Consider the following 14,791-nt stretch of genomic DNA (forward strand, 5'->3'; position numbering starts at 1 on the left):
GCGCGTTACCGACGCGCTGGCCGCCAGCCGCTACGGCAAGGACGTCTCCGACACCGAGGTCCGCGCCATCATGGCGGCCGAGGTGGAAAAAGTGCTGACCCATGTCGCCATGCCGCTGGAGCTCGATCTCTCGCACAAGCCGCATGTCATCCTGGTGGTCGGCGTCAACGGCACCGGCAAGACCACCACGATCGGTAAGCTCGCCGCCAAGCTCACCGATGGCGGCCTGTCGGTGATGCTCGCCGCCGGCGACACCTTCCGCGCCGCTGCGATCGAGCAGCTGAAGATCTGGGGCGAGCGGACGAAATCGCCGGTCATCGCCTCCAAGATCGGCGCCGATGCCGCAGGGCTCGCCTATGACGCCTTCGAGAAGGCCAGGGAAGCCGGTTCCGACGTGCTGATCATCGACACCGCCGGCCGCCTGCAGAACAAGACCGAACTGATGGCCGAGCTCGAAAAGATCGTTCGCGTGCTGGGCAAACTCGATCCGGAAGCACCGCACACCGTGCTGCAGACGGTCGACGCCACCACCGGCCAGAACGCGCTCAACCAGGTCGAGATCTTCCGCAATATCGCCGGCGTCAACGGCCTGGTGATGACCAAGCTGGACGGCACGGCACGCGGCGGTATTCTGGTGGCGATCGCGGCAAAACACAAATTGCCGGTTTATTTCATCGGCGTCGGCGAACAGGTCGACGACCTCGAACCGTTCTCAGCAAGCGAATTCGCCAGGGCGATCGCTGGAGTAGCCTAACAAGCATGTCCCAAAAAGGTGCAGACTTTTTGGATCAGATCATGCGCAAGAAAGAGATTCCATGAACCCACCCATTCTCGAACGCGATCCGTCGGACCCGCAGAAGCAGAAGAAGGAAGGCGTCAATCCGCTGCTCAAGCTGGTGCTCGAGCTTGGGCCGTTGATGGTGTTCTTCTTCGCCAATGCGCGCAGCGGATGGCTGGTGCAGAAATTCCCTGTTCTGGCCGAGTTCGGCGGGCCGATCTTCGTTGCCACCGGGCTGTTCATGGCCGCCACGGCAATCGCGCTGATCGCCTCGTGGCTGCTCACCCGCACCTTGCCGATCATGCCGATGGTGTCGGGCGTCGTCGTCTTCATCTTCGGCGCGCTGACGCTCTATCTGCAGGACGACATCTTCATCAAGATGAAGCCGACCATCGTCAACACGCTGTTCGGCGGCGTGCTGCTCGGCGGCCTCTACTTCGGCAAGTCGCTGCTTGGCTATGTCTTCGATTCAGCCTTCAGCCTCGACGCCGATGGCTGGCGGAAACTGACCTTCCGCTGGGGCCTGTTCTTCCTGTTCCTGGCCATCGTCAATGAGGTGGTGTGGCGCAATTTTTCCACCGACGCCTGGGTTACTTTCAAGGTCTGGGGCATCATGCCGATCACGCTTCTATTCACCTTCAGCCAGATGCCGCTGATCCTGCGTCATTCACTCGAGGACAAGGCCGGCAAAGAAGAGAAGGCCGGGAAATAGAGCAACTCCAAGAAAAGTGTCCGGAGCTGCGTCAAAACAAAGGGAAACAGCGGTTCTGCGTTCGTGAGACAATGAACCGTTCTGGGGAGAGGGACATGGAATTCATCACCACGCACGACCAGTTGAGGACGATCTACAAGACGCCACGGCCAACCGACGGTTCTATCCGCAAGGAGCTGAAAAAACTTGACGGCCATTGCCGCTCCTTCATCGGCAAGAGCCCGTTCGTGCTGATCGGCTCGTCCGACGGTGCCGGCAACGCCGACGTGACGCCGAAGGGCGACAAGCCGGGCTTTGCCACCGTTCTCGACGACACCACCATCGCCATTCCCGACCGGCCCGGCAACAACCGGCTCGACACGCTGGAGAACATCCTCCTCAATCCCTCGGTCGGGCTGCTCTTCCTCATTCCCGGCATGAACGAGACGCTGCGCGTCAACGGCGATGCCCGCATCACCGTCGACGCAAATTTGCGCGAACGGCTCGCCGTCGACGGCAGGGAGCCGCAAAGCGTCGTCGTGGTCAGCGTCAAGGCCGCCTACATGCACTGCGCAAAAGCCTTCATGCGCTCGGATTTGTGGAAGCCGGAAACCTGGTACGACCGCGCGACGCTGCCGACGCTCGGCCAGATCATGCGCGATCAGCTGGCGGTTGCCGATTCCGCCGAGGCGACCGATCGCTGGCTCGACGAGGAATACAAGAAGACGATGTGGTAGGTTTTTCGACCCACGATTCGTCCTGACTGGTCCATCTTGCTGAACATCCTTGCCATTTCCGGAAGCCTGCGCGCGGCTTCCACCAATTCGGCCCTGATCGCAGCACTGGCGCGCAACGCACTGCCCGGCTGCCGCGTCAGCGTCTATGACGGGCTTGGCTGTCTGCCGATCTTCAATCCCGACGACGAGGGCGAGCGGACGCCGCTCGAAGCCTCCGAACTGATCGATGCCGTCAGCCGAGCCGACGGCGTGATCGTCTCCTGTCCGGAATATGCCCATGGCGTACCGGGCGGGCTGAAGAACGCCCTCGACTGGCTGGTCTCGCGCGATGCCGCTGTCGCCAAGCCCGCCATGCTGGCACACGCCTCGCCGCGCTCGCTGTTCGCCCGCGCCGCACTGGCCGAGATCATGCGCACCATGTCGTTCGCACTTTGCGACGACGTGCTGGAGATTGCCCTGCTCGGCAAGAAGCCACCGGAGGTGGAGGGCATCCTCGACGAGCCGGGGAACCGGCAGGCGATGCATGATGCGCTGAATGCCTTCGCGGAGTTTATCCGCTCGCGTTGAGCGGCGGCCACCCCAGACCTTCGAGCTAGCCCTTTCGCAGCGTCTCCACATCAGTCTTCCCAACGTACCAATCGCGCGCGTTGATCTCTTCAAAAACCACCCAGACATCGTCGTTGCTCAGCCCGGTGGCGTCCATGATGGCCGCCGTCACCTTTTTGGCGATGTCCGCCTTCTTGCCCGCCGGATCGGCTGATATCACTTCCTTGACGATGCGGATGTTGACGAATGGCATTTTGTCCTCCCGGGATGTTCGTGCTCGCGACCCGCTTCGATGAAACCGTCGAACGGCCGCCAGTGCTCCAGTCTCAGCCAGTGCTCCAGTCTCAGTATGTCTTGGCGCCGTTGACCATCAGCCGCACCATGTAGAGCGACGTGGTGCCGGCGATATAGAGGCAATTCAGCTTGTTGCCGCCGAACACGCAGTTGGCGGTGACTTCCGGCACCTTGACCTTGCCGATCAGCGTGCCGTCCGGATCGTAGCAATGGATGCCGTCGGCGGCACTCGTCCAGATGCGGCCGTCCTCGTCGAGCCTGAAGCCGTCGAACAGGCCGGCCGTGCAGTCGGCAAAGATTTTCTCGCCCGAAACCTTCTTGCCGCCCTTGCCGACATTGAAAACCCGCATATGCGCCGGATTCTGCGCGCCATGCGTGCGGCCGGTATCGACGACATAAAGCTTGCTCTCGTCGAGCGAGAAAGCCAGGCCGTTGGGCCGGACCATGTCGGTGATGACGGCTTCGACCTCGCCCGTGCCGGGATCGACCCGGTAGACATGGCAGGCGCCGATTTCGCTCTCGGCCCTGTCGCCCTCATAATCCGTATCGATGCCGTAGCTCGGATCGGTGAACCAGATCGAGCCGTCGGATTTCACCACCGCGTCGTTGGGCGAATTCAGCCGCTTGCCCTTCCATTTGGACGCGATCGTGGTGACCGAGCCGTCGAACTCGGTGCGGCTGACACGGCGGCCCGAATGCTCGCAGGTGATCAGCCGGCCCTGCCGGTCGACGCTGTTGCCGTTCGAATTGCCGGACGGCTGGCGGAAGACGCTGACATTGCCGTCGGTTTCGTCATAACGCAGCATGCGGTTGTTGGGGATGTCGGACCAGACGACATAGCGGCCGGCGGCGAACCAGGCCGGCCCCTCCGCCCACTGGCATCCGGTGAACAGCTTCTCGACCTGCGCGTTGCCGTTGAACAGGCGCGCGAAGCGCGGATCGAGAATTTCATAATAGTCTGCGGCCGCCATGCTTTCCTCCCGGCATCAATGACACCGGATCAAGCCAGCCGGAGGGACAGAAGGCAATGTGGGTACGCACAGTGTCATGCAAAAGATCGCTTGCCGGCTCTGCGCATGACGTTAGCGCCGTATTAACCGGCTATGCGTCCAGCGCAATGGTGCATTGCAACATCTTCTTTTTGCAATGCACCATTACTATGTCATGCTTCGTATCGATCAAGGGAGGAAGAAACCGCCGCCGAAACGCGGCGCCAAAAAAGGAACCTTGCTATGATCCTCGACAGTCTCATGACCCGCGCTCGCAACAGCATTGCCAAGCGCAAGCACTACAACCGCCTTGTCGCCGAAATCGACAGCTTTTCCAGCCGCGATCTGGCCGACATGCGCGCCGACCGCTCGGAAATGCTCTACCAGATCCACAAGCAGATCTACGGCTGATCTCGAGTCCGATAAGACGCACCGCCAAGGTGCGTTGAGATTCAGGTCAGGCCGAGACGAAAACGGTGGTTTCCGAGAACCGGAGCGGAGCGTACTTAAGTACGTGAGCACCGGAAGCGCAGGAAGCCGCCGTTTGCAGCCCGGCATCACCTGAATATCAACGTGCCGCCAGCGCCTTGTCGATCTGTGGCAGCAAGAGATCCCTCGCCGTCTCGGGCGTCAGCGGGCCGACATGCTTGTAGGCGATCTTGCCGTCCTTGCCGATGACGAAGGTCTCCGGCACGCCGTAGACGCCCCAGTCGATCGCCGCGCGGCCCGCTTCGTCAACCCCTATCGCCTGGAACGGATTGCCGAGATCGCCGAGGAACCGGCGTGCATTTTCCGGCCGGTCCTTGTAGTTCAGCGCCGCCATGGTGAAACGCTTATCCTGCGACAGCGCCAGAAGCACCGGGTGCTCTTCGCGGCATGGCGCGCACCACGACGCGAAGACGTTGACCAATGTGACCTTGCCGGCGAAGGTTTTCGAATCGAGCCCCGGCAGGTTTGACCCCTCCAGCGCAGGCAGGCTGGTTTGCGGCGCCGGCAGGCCGATCAGGGCCGATGGCACTTCCGAAGCATCGCGCCCCGACAGCAGCTGCGACAGGAAGAGTCCGGCCAGGCCGAGGAAGATCAGCAGCGGCAACAGCACGAACAGGCGACGAGTGCGTGGGGGTGGCGTTTCCGTTTCTGTGGTCATGGCTTTGCCGCCTTGTCGGAGCGCCGCCGCACGCCGGATGCCTCCAGTTCGGCGAGTTCGCGCTTGCGCGCCCGCTGGTCGAGCAGGATCCAGCCGATCAATCCGGCCAGCACCACGGCCGTAATGCCATAGGCGGCGGTCACGTAGAGTGCATGCGCGCTCATGCGACGGGCCTCGCTGAAGTGGGGGCTTCCAAGCCGATCATGTCGCCCAGTCTAGACATGCCTTTCCCTTAGCCTCGCTCCGTCGGCTTCGCAATCGGTCGCCGCGCCGCAGTCATACGCCACATCAATCCGTTCCATGCCGCAGCGCCAGCGCCGCCGAGACCGGGCCCAGCACGCCAAGAAACAGGGTCAGCGCGGCAAGAATGAGGAAGGGCTGCAGAAACGGATCGGGATTGGCGGTCGCCCCATAGCTCGCCGAAACACCGAAGATCAGCACCGGAATGGTCAGCGGCAGCACCAGTACCGAGATCAGCAGCCCGCCACGCGGCAGCGCCACTGCCACCGCAGCACCGGCGGCGCCGATGAACGTGATTGCCGGGGTGCCGACCAGCAGCGTCAGCGACGTGGCGCCGATGCCGAGCGGCTCCATGTTCATGAACAGGCCGAGCAGGGGCGCGGCGATGACCAGCGGCAGCACGCTGCCCGCCCAATGCGCCAGGCATTTCACCAGCACCGTCAAGGCCAGCATATGGCGATCATTGCCGAGCACCAGGAGATCGAGCGAGCCGTCCTCGCGGTCGGCCTGGAACAGCCGGTCGAGGCCGAGCAGGCAGGACAGCAGCGCGCCGATCCACAGGATGGCCGGTCCGATGCGGGCCAGCAGCTTCAGGTCTGGCCCTACTCCGAACGGGATGGTGGCGATGACGGCGAGGAAGAAGATGACCCCGGTCAGCGCCCCGCCGCCGGCACGGATGTTGAGGCGGATGTCGCGCAGGAAGAGCGCTAGCATGGTATGAGATGCTCGCGCGCCATCATCAACCAGTTCCCCCGATCCTCAACTCCGTCCCCTCGATCCCCAGCGGCAGATGCGTCGCCGCGACAATCATCCCGCCATCCGTGCAATGCTTGGCCATCAACCCCGCAAACCGCGCCTCCGACGCCTTGTCCAGCCCTGCTGTCGGCTCATCCAGCAACCACAATGGCCGGTGGCTGACCAGCAGTTTCGCGATCGCCGCGCGCCGGCGTTGCCCGGTCGATAGATAGCCGAACGGCAGGTGGCCGATGCCGCCGAGCCCGACCGTTTCCAGCGCCTCTTCGACGCCGAGCTGTCCGTCGCCGTTGAAGTCGCGCCAGAAGCGCAAATTCTCCGCCACGCTGAGCGCCGGCTTCATTGCGTTCTGGTGGCCAAGGTAGTGACAGGCCGAGGCAACAGACGGGAACGCTTCGTCCCCGTCTTCAATCTTCATGGTACCCTCGATCCTCACGCTGCCTTGCGCCACCGGCAGCAGCCCGGCGATGACTCGCAGCAAGGTCGACTTGCCCGATCCGTTCGGCCCGGTGACGATGAGCGCCTGACACTCCTCCAAGGCAAAATCGATGCCGGAAAACACCGCCTCGCCGCCTCGCTCGCCGCCCAGATTTTCGGCGATCAGCCGCATTCCTCGCCTGCCCTGAAACCATGTGTCGCGGCCGCTGCCGCATCGCACAAATTTGCTTTCCAACTGTCTAGAACTATTCCAGAAAATTCTCTATATGCGGTGCATCCGTGCCAGCGGTCGGCACGGGAACAGAATTAGCGCCGAACCAGCGCACGCGCCGCCTTGAACGGCTCGGGTTGCTTGGGAACGGACAGCGGAAATGGCCGTACCCGCACCTTTGCGCGTGATTGCATGCCATCGGCGTCCGTTCCCTTTCAGGCTGAACAGACAAGGATCGCACGTGTCAAAATCCCTCGACAGTTTCAATTGCCGCCGCACGCTGACCGCAGGCGGCGCGGAGTATGCCTATTTCGACCTCATCGAGGCCGAGAAGAACGGCCTCACCGGCATCTCGCAGCTGCCCTATTCGATGAAGGTGCTGCTGGAAAACCTGCTGCGCAACGAAGACGGCCGCTCCGTCACCAAGGAATCGATCCAGGCGGTGGCCGGCTGGCTGACCGACAAGGGCACCGCCGGCGTCGAGATCGCCTATCGCCCGGCCCGCGTGCTGATGCAGGATTTCACCGGCGTTCCGGCCGTGGTCGACCTTGCCGCGATGCGCGACGCCATGGCCTCGCTCGGCGGCGATCCGCAGAAGATCAACCCGCTGGTGCCGGTCGACCTCGTCATCGACCATTCCGTCATCGTCGACGAATTCGGCACGCCGATGGCCTTCGCCCGCAATGTCGAGCTGGAATATGAGCGCAACGAGGAGCGCTACAAATTCCTGAAATGGGGCCAGCAGGCATTCCGCAACTTCCGCGTCGTGCCGCCCGGCACCGGCATCTGCCATCAGGTCAACCTCGAATATCTCGGCCAGGTGGTGTGGACCAACACCGAGGACGGCGAAACGACAGCCTATCCCGACACCTGCGTCGGCACCGATTCGCACACCACCATGATCAATGGCCTTGGCGTGCTCGGCTGGGGCGTCGGCGGCATCGAGGCCGAGGCGGCCATGCTCGGCCAGCCTGTCTCCATGCTTTTGCCTGAGGTGATCGGCTTCCGCCTCACCGGCAAGCTCAAAGAGGGCGTCACCGCCACCGACCTCGTGCTCACCGTCACCCAGATGCTGCGCAAGAAGGGCGTCGTCGGCAAGTTCGTCGAGTTCTTCGGGCCGGGCCTCTCCAACATGACGCTGGCCGACCGCGCCACCATCGGCAACATGGCGCCCGAATATGGCGCCACCTGCGGCTTCTTCCCCGTCGACTCGGAAACCATCCGCTACCTCACAATGTCCGGCCGCAGCGAGGACCGCATCGCGCTGGTCGAGGCCTATGCCAAAGCTCAAGGAATGTGGCGTGAGACCGGCTCGACCGATCCGGTGTTCACCGATCTGCTCGAGCTGGAACTTGGCTCCGTCGTGCCGTCGATGGCCGGACCCAAGCGGCCCGAGGGCCGCGTCGCCCTTGAAGGCATTCCGGAAGGTTTCGCCAAGGCGATGGAGACCGAATACAAGAAGGCCGCCGAAATCTCCAAGCGCTACGCAGTCGAAGGCACCGACCATGATCTCGGTCACGGCGATGTCGTCATTGCCGCCATCACTTCGTGCACCAACCCCTCGAACCCGAGCGTGCTGATCGGCGCCGGCCTCCTGGCCCGCAACGCCAACCGCCTCGGTTTGAAGCAGAAGCCGTGGGTGAAGACCTCGCTGGCGCCGGGCAGCCAGGTGGTGGCCGAGTATCTGGAGAAATCCGGCCTGCAGAAGGAACTCGATCAGATCGGCTTCAACCTGGTCGGCTTCGGCTGCACCACCTGCATCGGCAATTCCGGGCCGCTGCCGGCGCCGATCTCGAAGACCATCAACGACAAGGGCCTGATCGCTGCCGCGGTCTTGTCCGGCAACCGCAACTTCGAAGGCCGCGTCTCGCCCGACGTGCAGGCCAACTATCTGGCGTCGCCGCCGCTGGTCGTCGCGCATGCGCTGGCCGGCACCGTCACAAAGGACCTGACCACCGAGCCGCTAGGCGAGGACAAGAACGGCGAGCCGGTCTACCTCAAGGATATCTGGCCGAGCTCGGCCGAAATCCAGGAGTTCATCGAGAAGAACGTCACCCGCGAGCTGTTCGCCCGCAAATATGCCGATGTCTTCAAAGGCGACGAGTACTGGCAGAACGTCAAGGCGCCGGAAGGCCAGACCTATGCGTGGGACGACAACTCGACCTATGTGCAGAACCCGCCCTATTTCGCCGGCATGACGTCAGGTTTCGGCAAGATCGGCGATATCAAGGGCGCCCGCGTGCTCGGCCTGTTCGGCGACAAGATCACCACCGACCACATTTCGCCGGCCGGATCGATCAAGGCGGCCTCGCCGGCCGGCAAATACCTCACCGACCACGGCGTCGGCGTCGCCGACTTCAACCAGTACGGCACGCGGCGCGGCAACCACGAGGTGATGATGCGCGGCACCTTCGCCAACATCCGCATCCGCAACCACATGCTGGGCGAGAATGGCCGCGAGGGCGGCTACACCATCCACTACCCGTCGAAGGAAGAGGAATCGATCTACGACGCGGCGATGGAATACAAAAGGGAAGGCGTGCCGCTGGTTGTCTTCGCCGGCGTCGAATACGGCAACGGCTCGTCGCGCGACTGGGCGGCCAAGGGAACCAATCTCCTTGGTGTCCGCGCGGTCATCGCCCAGTCCTTCGAGCGCATCCATCGCTCGAACCTGGTCGGCATGGGCGTCATTCCCTTCGTCTTCGAGGAAGGCACCTCATGGGCATCGCTCAACCTCAAGGGAGACGAGCTGGTCGAGATCGACGGCTTGAGCACCATCAAACCGCGCCAGACGATGATCGCCAAGGTCACCTATGGCGACGGCACGGTGAAGAACGTGCCGATCATCTGCCGCATCGATACGCTGGATGAGCTCGATTACTTCAAGAACGGCGGCATCCTGCAATACGTGCTGCGCGATCTTGCAGCTTAGGGAATAGGGGACTAGGCAGTAGGGAATAGAGACCCCTACTGCCTACTGCCTACTGCCTACTGCCTACCTTAGGCTTCCCAAACCGCGCCGCTGCCGCCAAAAGCACGCCGAGCATCACGCCGTTGAGGATGTGCCAGAGGAAGTGCGTTCCGAGCGGAAAGCTGCCGCAGATCACCGGGTCGATCATCCGGCAGATGACGGACACGACGAAGATCGCCGATCCCGCCAGATTATACCAGCCGGCGCGATTGCCGCTCACCGTCACCCAGACACCGAAGAAGGCGAGCGCCAGGAACGGCGGCAGATAGCCCGTCGTACCGTTCGACGCCTGGCGCAGCCAGTCAGGCACGGCAAGGGTTATCGCCCCGGCAAGCACATAGAAGGCAATGAAGATGGCAATGGCCTTGCCCCATCGCATGCCGAGGAAGCGGCGCAGATTGAACAGCGTGTAGGCCAGCGTGAAGCCGGCGATCGGCAGCACGTCGGCCCAGACTGTGCCCTTGGTGGCAAAGGTGTGGAAGATCGTCGAACCGATGCCGATCGCCACCACCCACCAGGCCAGCACCTCGGCGAAGGCGCCGGTGCCCAGCCTTCGTACCTCGCGCACGCCCCACAGGCCGGCGGCGATGAAGGCGAGGTTGGTCAGGGCGTTTACCGGTTCGGACCAGAATTCCGGGCCGGTCCGCTCGCAATAGAGGTCGACTGGCGCCAAAAACGTTTGCCACATCGTGATTGCCGCCCGAATCGGTTTCTATCCTGAAGCGCAGATCCTTCCTATTGCGGGGTTGCGGTCGGCTGCAATGGCAAAATTTCACCGCAACGTGACTTCCCGTTGACTTCCGGTTCTGCCACATATTTTAGCAATCAAGATAAAGCCGGCACCACCGGCGGGAATCGGAATGGCCATGGCCTCGCGAAAATCATTGTGGCTGGCAGCTCTTGCGCTGGCCTTCTCGGCGTCTGCCGGCGCCGGGCATGCCGGCGAATCCGATCGCGCCCATGCCGACCGGGTCCAGATCGACAGGCCCCAGATCGACAGGCCATTGGGCGTGGTCGAACTGTTCACCAGCCAGGGCTGCAGTTCCTGCCCGCCGGCCGATACGCTGTTCTCCGAACTTGCCGCCAAGGAAGATATCGTCGCGCTCGCTTATCACGTCGACTATTGGGACTATCTCGGCTGGCAGGATACGCTGGGCCGCAAGGAGAACACCGAGCGGCAATACGACTACATGCGCGCCTTCGGCAGCCGCTCCGTCTATACGCCGCAGGCCGTTATCAATGGCCGTGTCCACGTCAACGGTGCCAGCCGCGGCGAGGTCGATGGCGCGCTCGCCCGCATGGCCAAGAGCGGCGAAGGCATGCGCGTCGCCGTCAAGGTCAGCCGCACCAGCGACCGTGTGACGATCGACGCCGGCGATGCCGGCAACGGCCCCAGCGACGCCCATGTCGTCATCGTCTATTTCGACCCGCCGCAGACGGTCAAGGTCGGCGAGGGCGAGAACACCGGCCGCAAGATGACCTACTGGAACGCCGTCACCGGGATACAGACCGCCGGCATGTGGCATGGCAAGGCACAACGCTACGAACTGCCGATGAGCGAGATTGCCAAAAAGGGCGGCTGCGCCGTGCTGCTGCAGTCGGTCGGCAAGGACGGCATGCCCGGTCCCATTCTCGGCGCCGCGTTCATCCACAAGCCTTAAGGCCTTCTTTCCTTCTCCCCTTGTGGGGCGAGCAGCCGGTTCGTCGAAGGCGAATTCATCGTGCCGGTGGCACGATGAAGGCCGGCGAACGCCGGGACGCTGCGAAGCAGCGCGGACCCGGCAGGGTGGATCGACTAACCACGCCCGGCCCTTCGCAGGCTCAGGGCGTTCGAAGCTCGAAAAGCCAAGCAATTGGCTTTTCGTTCGCTGCGCGAACCGCTTCTCACCCAATAAAAAACCGACGTCAGCTTGCTTCTGACGTCGGTCATTTAGGTTTTGGGATCGTCGCACCCGATTCTTCCGAAGAAGAACCGAGGTTGGTTCGATCCGACGCAGACCCGTGGGCGGGGGGCTTGGGGTTTACGAGCCGGTGCCGGACCGAACCGTCTCAGGCAACACCGGTAAATTCGTCGGACATTGGGGCATGAGCGCGGATAAAAAAAGGCAGAAATGTGGCGGAACATCACCAATTCCAACACGGCGTTTCATAAAAGTGACTGGACGTGACGGAAACAGCGCGGCGCGGGGCTTGGTTCGCCGGGCCTTGCAATTCAGTCGCGAACACGCCAACTTTGGTTGGCAAAGATTCATTTTGAAGGATCGAGGCATGACCGATGACAGCGGCGGGACGGGGGATGGGGACGCATCCGCGATATTGATCCCGCTGCACGAGGCGCGACGCGAACGTCTCGATCAGCCGGTGCGGTTCGACCGCCGCGAGTTGGACCAGATCCTCAGGCTCTACGGCCGCATGGTCGCCGCCAATGAATGGCGCGACTACGCCATCGACCATCTTGCGGACCGCGCTGTGTTTTCCGTATTCCGCCGCACCAGCGAAGTGCCGCTGTTCCAGATCGTCAAGGATCCGAAACTGGCCCGCAAGCAGGGCGCTTTTGCCGTCATCGCCGCCGGCGGCCGCATCTTGAAGCGTGGTCAGGAACTTGGCCGCGTGCTTGGTGTGTTCGACAGCAAGCTGAAGCTGGTCGAAGCCTGAGCTGGGGAATTAGAGCAGGGGAATTGAAGAGCTGGAGAATTGATTAATTGATGAAAAGGCACTCGGCGCCTGACGCTATCTTCTTCAATTCTTCAATTCTTCAATTCTTCAGTTCCCCCTAAGGCGAAACTTCCGCTCCGGCAGCGATTCGGGATCGGGCGGCAGCGTCGCACCGCCATTCAGCGACAGCTGCATGAACACCGTGTCCAGCCAGCGCCCATGCTTGTAGCCGGAACCTTCAAGGCGTCCCGAATGGCGAAAGCCGAGCTTTTCGTGCAACCGCACCGAGGCGCTGTCGGGACGGCCATCGCCGATCACCGCGATGATCTGGCGAAAGCCCGCCGTCGTCACTGCCTCGATCAGGCTTTGCATCAGCTTGAGCCCGACGCCCTGGCCCTTGGCCTCGGGCGCGACATAGACCGAATCCTCGACGATGAAGCGATAGGCCGGGCGTGGCCGGAAGGCGCCGGCATAGGCGTAGCCGAGAACGGTCCCGTCCTTCTCCGCCACCAGGTAAGGAAAGCCGCCGGCCGTCAGGCTGTCGAATCGAACACCCATCTCCGCACGGCTCGGCGGCTCCAGCTCATAGCTCGCCGTGCCTTGGGTCACCGCATCGGCATAGATGTCCGTGACGCTGTCGAGGTCGGCCACCGTGGCAGGCCGGATCGCAATATTGCTCATTGTTTATGCATGCCGTTTCTCTGCTCGCAATAACAGCAAAGGCCAAGACAAAAGAAAAGGGCGGCCGTTGGGCCGCCCTTCCGGAAGTTGATGGTCCAATGCCGCTTTAGCGGCGGTCGCCCATGAACTGCAGCAGGAACATGAACAGGTTGATGAAGTCGAGATAGAGCGTCAGAGCGCCCATGATCGCCTTGCGGCCGGCGACGTCGGAAGTGTCGCCCTCGAAATACATCTCCTTGATCTTCTGCGTGTCATAGGCGGTCAGGCCCGCGAAGACCAGCACGCCGATCGCCGACACGGCAAAGGACAGCGCCGACGACTGCAGGAAGATATTGATCACCGACGCGATGATGATGCCGAACACGCCCATGATCAGGAACGAGCCCATCGCCGTCAGGTCGCGCTTGGTGGTGTAGCCGAACAGCGACAGCGCACCGAAGGCGGCGGCCGTGGCGAAGAAGGTCTGTGAGATGCTGGCCGTGGTGTAGACCAGGAAGATCGAAGACAGCGACAGGCCGACGAGACCGGCATAGACCCAGAACGTCGTCTGCGCCGCCGAAACGCTCATCGACTGAACGCGGAACGACAGGAACAGCACGGCAGCCAGCGGCGCCAGCATCACCACCCAGCGCAGCGGCGAGCCGAAGATCGCGTAGCCGAAGGAGGTCAGCATCTCGCCGCTTGGCAGCGTCGCGACAGCCGAAGCCGGATCGGTGGTGGTGGCCAGCATGATCGTGCCGATCGCGGCAAGACCAGTGATGAGGAGGCCAAGCCCCATCAGATTGTAGACCCTGATCATATAGGCGCGCAGGCCCTGATCGATGTCGGCACCGACGCTGACGCCGGGCACGGCGCGCGTCTGGTAGTTGCGAATGGGATCAGCCATTGTAGTCCTCTATTGCTTCTGCCCCGTCGGGTGTCAGGTCCTTCCGGACCCAGGCGCCGCTGGCAGGGCTCCAGCATGCCTGTGGCGAAATATGATGGTTATTCGCGTCAAGAACAAGTCCGTAACCGGATGTAACGGTTCGTGACAGGGCGAAGTGCCGATTCTTCGGCTTTTCGGAGGGCTTTCTTACCAAGATTTAATCCAGGATGCCCATTTCCGGGCCTGTCGTCACAAATTGCGCAGCACCGGTGCTGCCTTGTGGCCGAGCACCCGCCAGGTGCCGGCAAGACCAATGCCGACCGTGATCACCAGCGAAAACAGAATGGTCGCCACTGCCACCTCGGGCATGAAATGCGACGGCAATGTCATGATGCGCGCGACGACGAACCAGGCCGCCGCACTGCCCGCCGCCAGCGCGAAGATGGCGGTGGCCAGTCCGATCAGCATGTATTCGAGCGAGAAGGCCGATATCAGCGTCGTGCGTGTCGCCCCCAGCGTCTTCAGCACCACCGCATCATGGATGCGCGCCCGGTTGCCGGCGGCGAGCGCGCCGGCCAGCACCAGCACCGAAGCGATCAGCGCCACGCCGGCCGCGGCTCGGATCGCCGAGCCGAGCTGTCCGACCAGCCGGTTGACGACATCGAGCGCGTCCTTGACCCGCACCGTCGTCACCGCCGGGAAGGCGCGGGTGACGGCGTTGAGGATGCGGGCGTCGTCGGCCGTCGAGGTACTCTTTTCGGTCAGCGTCGCCATCCAGCCATGCGGGGCGCCCGC

At 62.8% G+C, this 14,791-nt stretch carries 18 protein-coding genes; 8 read left to right on the forward strand and 10 right to left on the reverse strand.

The features are described from left to right. The 4 genes from ftsY to EN964_RS07885 form a co-directional block, all read left to right on the forward strand. The coding region (gene ftsY, locus EN964_RS07870; protein WP_127276284.1) for a signal recognition particle-docking protein FtsY at positions 1–754 on the forward strand (754 nt) is incomplete at its 5' end. 61 nt (positions 755–815) lie between these two features. Then, positions 816–1,490: a septation protein A gene (locus EN964_RS07875; RefSeq protein ID WP_127268190.1), complete on the forward strand. Its 675-nt coding sequence runs from the start codon at positions 816–818 to the stop codon at positions 1,488–1,490. 95 nt (positions 1,491–1,585) lie between these two features. Next, entirely contained in the window at positions 1,586–2,206 is a 621-nt protein-coding gene (locus EN964_RS07880) for a pyridoxamine 5'-phosphate oxidase family protein (protein ID WP_127268189.1), read from the forward strand. 36 nt (positions 2,207–2,242) lie between these two features. After that, entirely contained in the window at positions 2,243–2,773 is a 531-nt protein-coding gene (locus EN964_RS07885; protein WP_127268188.1) for an NADPH-dependent FMN reductase, read from the forward strand. Between the two features lie 25 nt (positions 2,774–2,798). Here the strand turns inward: EN964_RS07885 and EN964_RS07890 are convergent, their stop codons facing one another. Next, positions 2,799–3,005 (reverse strand): 4-oxalocrotonate tautomerase family protein, encoded by a 207-nt coding sequence (locus EN964_RS07890; RefSeq protein ID WP_127268187.1) that lies wholly within the window; start codon positions 3,003–3,005, stop codon positions 2,799–2,801. 91 nt (positions 3,006–3,096) lie between these two features. After that, positions 3,097–4,017, reverse strand: a complete 921-nt coding sequence (locus tag EN964_RS07895; RefSeq protein WP_127268186.1) for an SMP-30/gluconolactonase/LRE family protein — start codon at positions 4,015–4,017, stop codon at positions 3,097–3,099. 261 nt (positions 4,018–4,278) lie between these two features. Here EN964_RS07895 and EN964_RS07900 point away from each other — a divergent pair, with 261 nt between their 5' ends. Continuing rightward, on the forward strand, positions 4,279–4,446 hold the full coding sequence (locus EN964_RS07900; RefSeq protein WP_013528833.1) for a hypothetical protein: 168 nt from the start codon (positions 4,279–4,281) through the stop codon (positions 4,444–4,446). A 157-nt stretch (positions 4,447–4,603) separates the two neighbouring features. On the opposite strand, the gene EN964_RS07905 is transcribed toward EN964_RS07900, so the two are convergent. From EN964_RS07905 to ccmA, 4 genes are all read right to left on the reverse strand, one after another. Then, positions 4,604–5,182 (reverse strand): DsbE family thiol:disulfide interchange protein, encoded by a 579-nt coding sequence (locus EN964_RS07905; protein ID WP_127268185.1) that lies wholly within the window; start codon positions 5,180–5,182, stop codon positions 4,604–4,606. Beyond that, entirely contained in the window at positions 5,179–5,346 is a 168-nt protein-coding gene (gene ccmD / locus EN964_RS07910) for a heme exporter protein CcmD (RefSeq protein WP_127268184.1), read from the reverse strand. The genes EN964_RS07905 and ccmD overlap by 4 nt, the downstream gene beginning before the upstream one ends. Positions 5,347–5,470: 124 nt before the next feature. Beyond that, positions 5,471–6,136, reverse strand: coding sequence for a heme exporter protein CcmB (ccmB, locus tag EN964_RS07915; RefSeq protein ID WP_127268183.1), 666 nt, complete (start codon positions 6,134–6,136; stop codon positions 5,471–5,473). A 25-nt stretch (positions 6,137–6,161) separates the two neighbouring features. Beyond that, complete coding sequence (gene ccmA / locus EN964_RS07920; RefSeq protein WP_127268182.1) at positions 6,162–6,785, reverse strand: heme ABC exporter ATP-binding protein CcmA; 624 nt, start codon at positions 6,783–6,785, stop codon at positions 6,162–6,164. A 280-nt stretch (positions 6,786–7,065) separates the two neighbouring features. On the opposite strand from ccmA, the gene acnA reads away from it, so the two are divergent. After that, positions 7,066–9,756, forward strand: coding sequence for an aconitate hydratase AcnA (gene acnA / locus EN964_RS07925; RefSeq protein WP_127276286.1), 2,691 nt, complete (start codon positions 7,066–7,068; stop codon positions 9,754–9,756). 49 nt (positions 9,757–9,805) lie between these two features. On the opposite strand, the gene EN964_RS07930 is transcribed toward acnA, so the two are convergent. After that, positions 9,806–10,483: a ceramidase domain-containing protein gene (locus tag EN964_RS07930; protein WP_127269002.1), complete on the reverse strand. Its 678-nt coding sequence runs from the start codon at positions 10,481–10,483 to the stop codon at positions 9,806–9,808. A 172-nt stretch (positions 10,484–10,655) separates the two neighbouring features. On the opposite strand from EN964_RS07930, the gene EN964_RS07935 reads away from it, so the two are divergent. Then, on the forward strand, positions 10,656–11,456 hold the full coding sequence (locus tag EN964_RS07935) for a thioredoxin family protein (protein WP_127269003.1): 801 nt from the start codon (positions 10,656–10,658) through the stop codon (positions 11,454–11,456). Between the two features lie 607 nt (positions 11,457–12,063). Continuing rightward, the gene (locus EN964_RS07940; protein ID WP_127269004.1) at positions 12,064–12,450 is read left to right on the forward strand and encodes a DUF2794 domain-containing protein; all 387 of its coding nucleotides are present in this window, start codon (positions 12,064–12,066) and stop codon (positions 12,448–12,450) included. Between the two features lie 108 nt (positions 12,451–12,558). On the opposite strand, the gene EN964_RS07945 is transcribed toward EN964_RS07940, so the two are convergent. From EN964_RS07945 to EN964_RS07955, 3 genes are all read right to left on the reverse strand, one after another. Beyond that, entirely contained in the window at positions 12,559–13,131 is a 573-nt protein-coding gene (locus EN964_RS07945; RefSeq protein WP_127269005.1) for a GNAT family N-acetyltransferase, read from the reverse strand. Positions 13,132–13,237: 106 nt separating this feature from the next. Next, positions 13,238–14,017 carry a Bax inhibitor-1/YccA family protein gene (locus EN964_RS07950; RefSeq protein WP_127271172.1) on the reverse strand — a complete coding sequence of 260 codons (780 nt, stop codon included), beginning with the start codon at positions 14,015–14,017 and terminating at the stop codon, positions 13,238–13,240. A 228-nt stretch (positions 14,018–14,245) separates the two neighbouring features. Next, positions 14,246–14,791: FtsX-like permease family protein (locus tag EN964_RS07955; RefSeq protein WP_127276287.1), on the reverse strand; the 546-nt coding region annotated here is incomplete at its 5' end.

Origin of the sequence: Mesorhizobium sp. M7A.F.Ca.CA.001.10.2.1, assembly GCF_003998575.1 — a bacterium.
Lineage (GTDB): Bacteria > Pseudomonadota > Alphaproteobacteria > Rhizobiales > Rhizobiaceae > Mesorhizobium.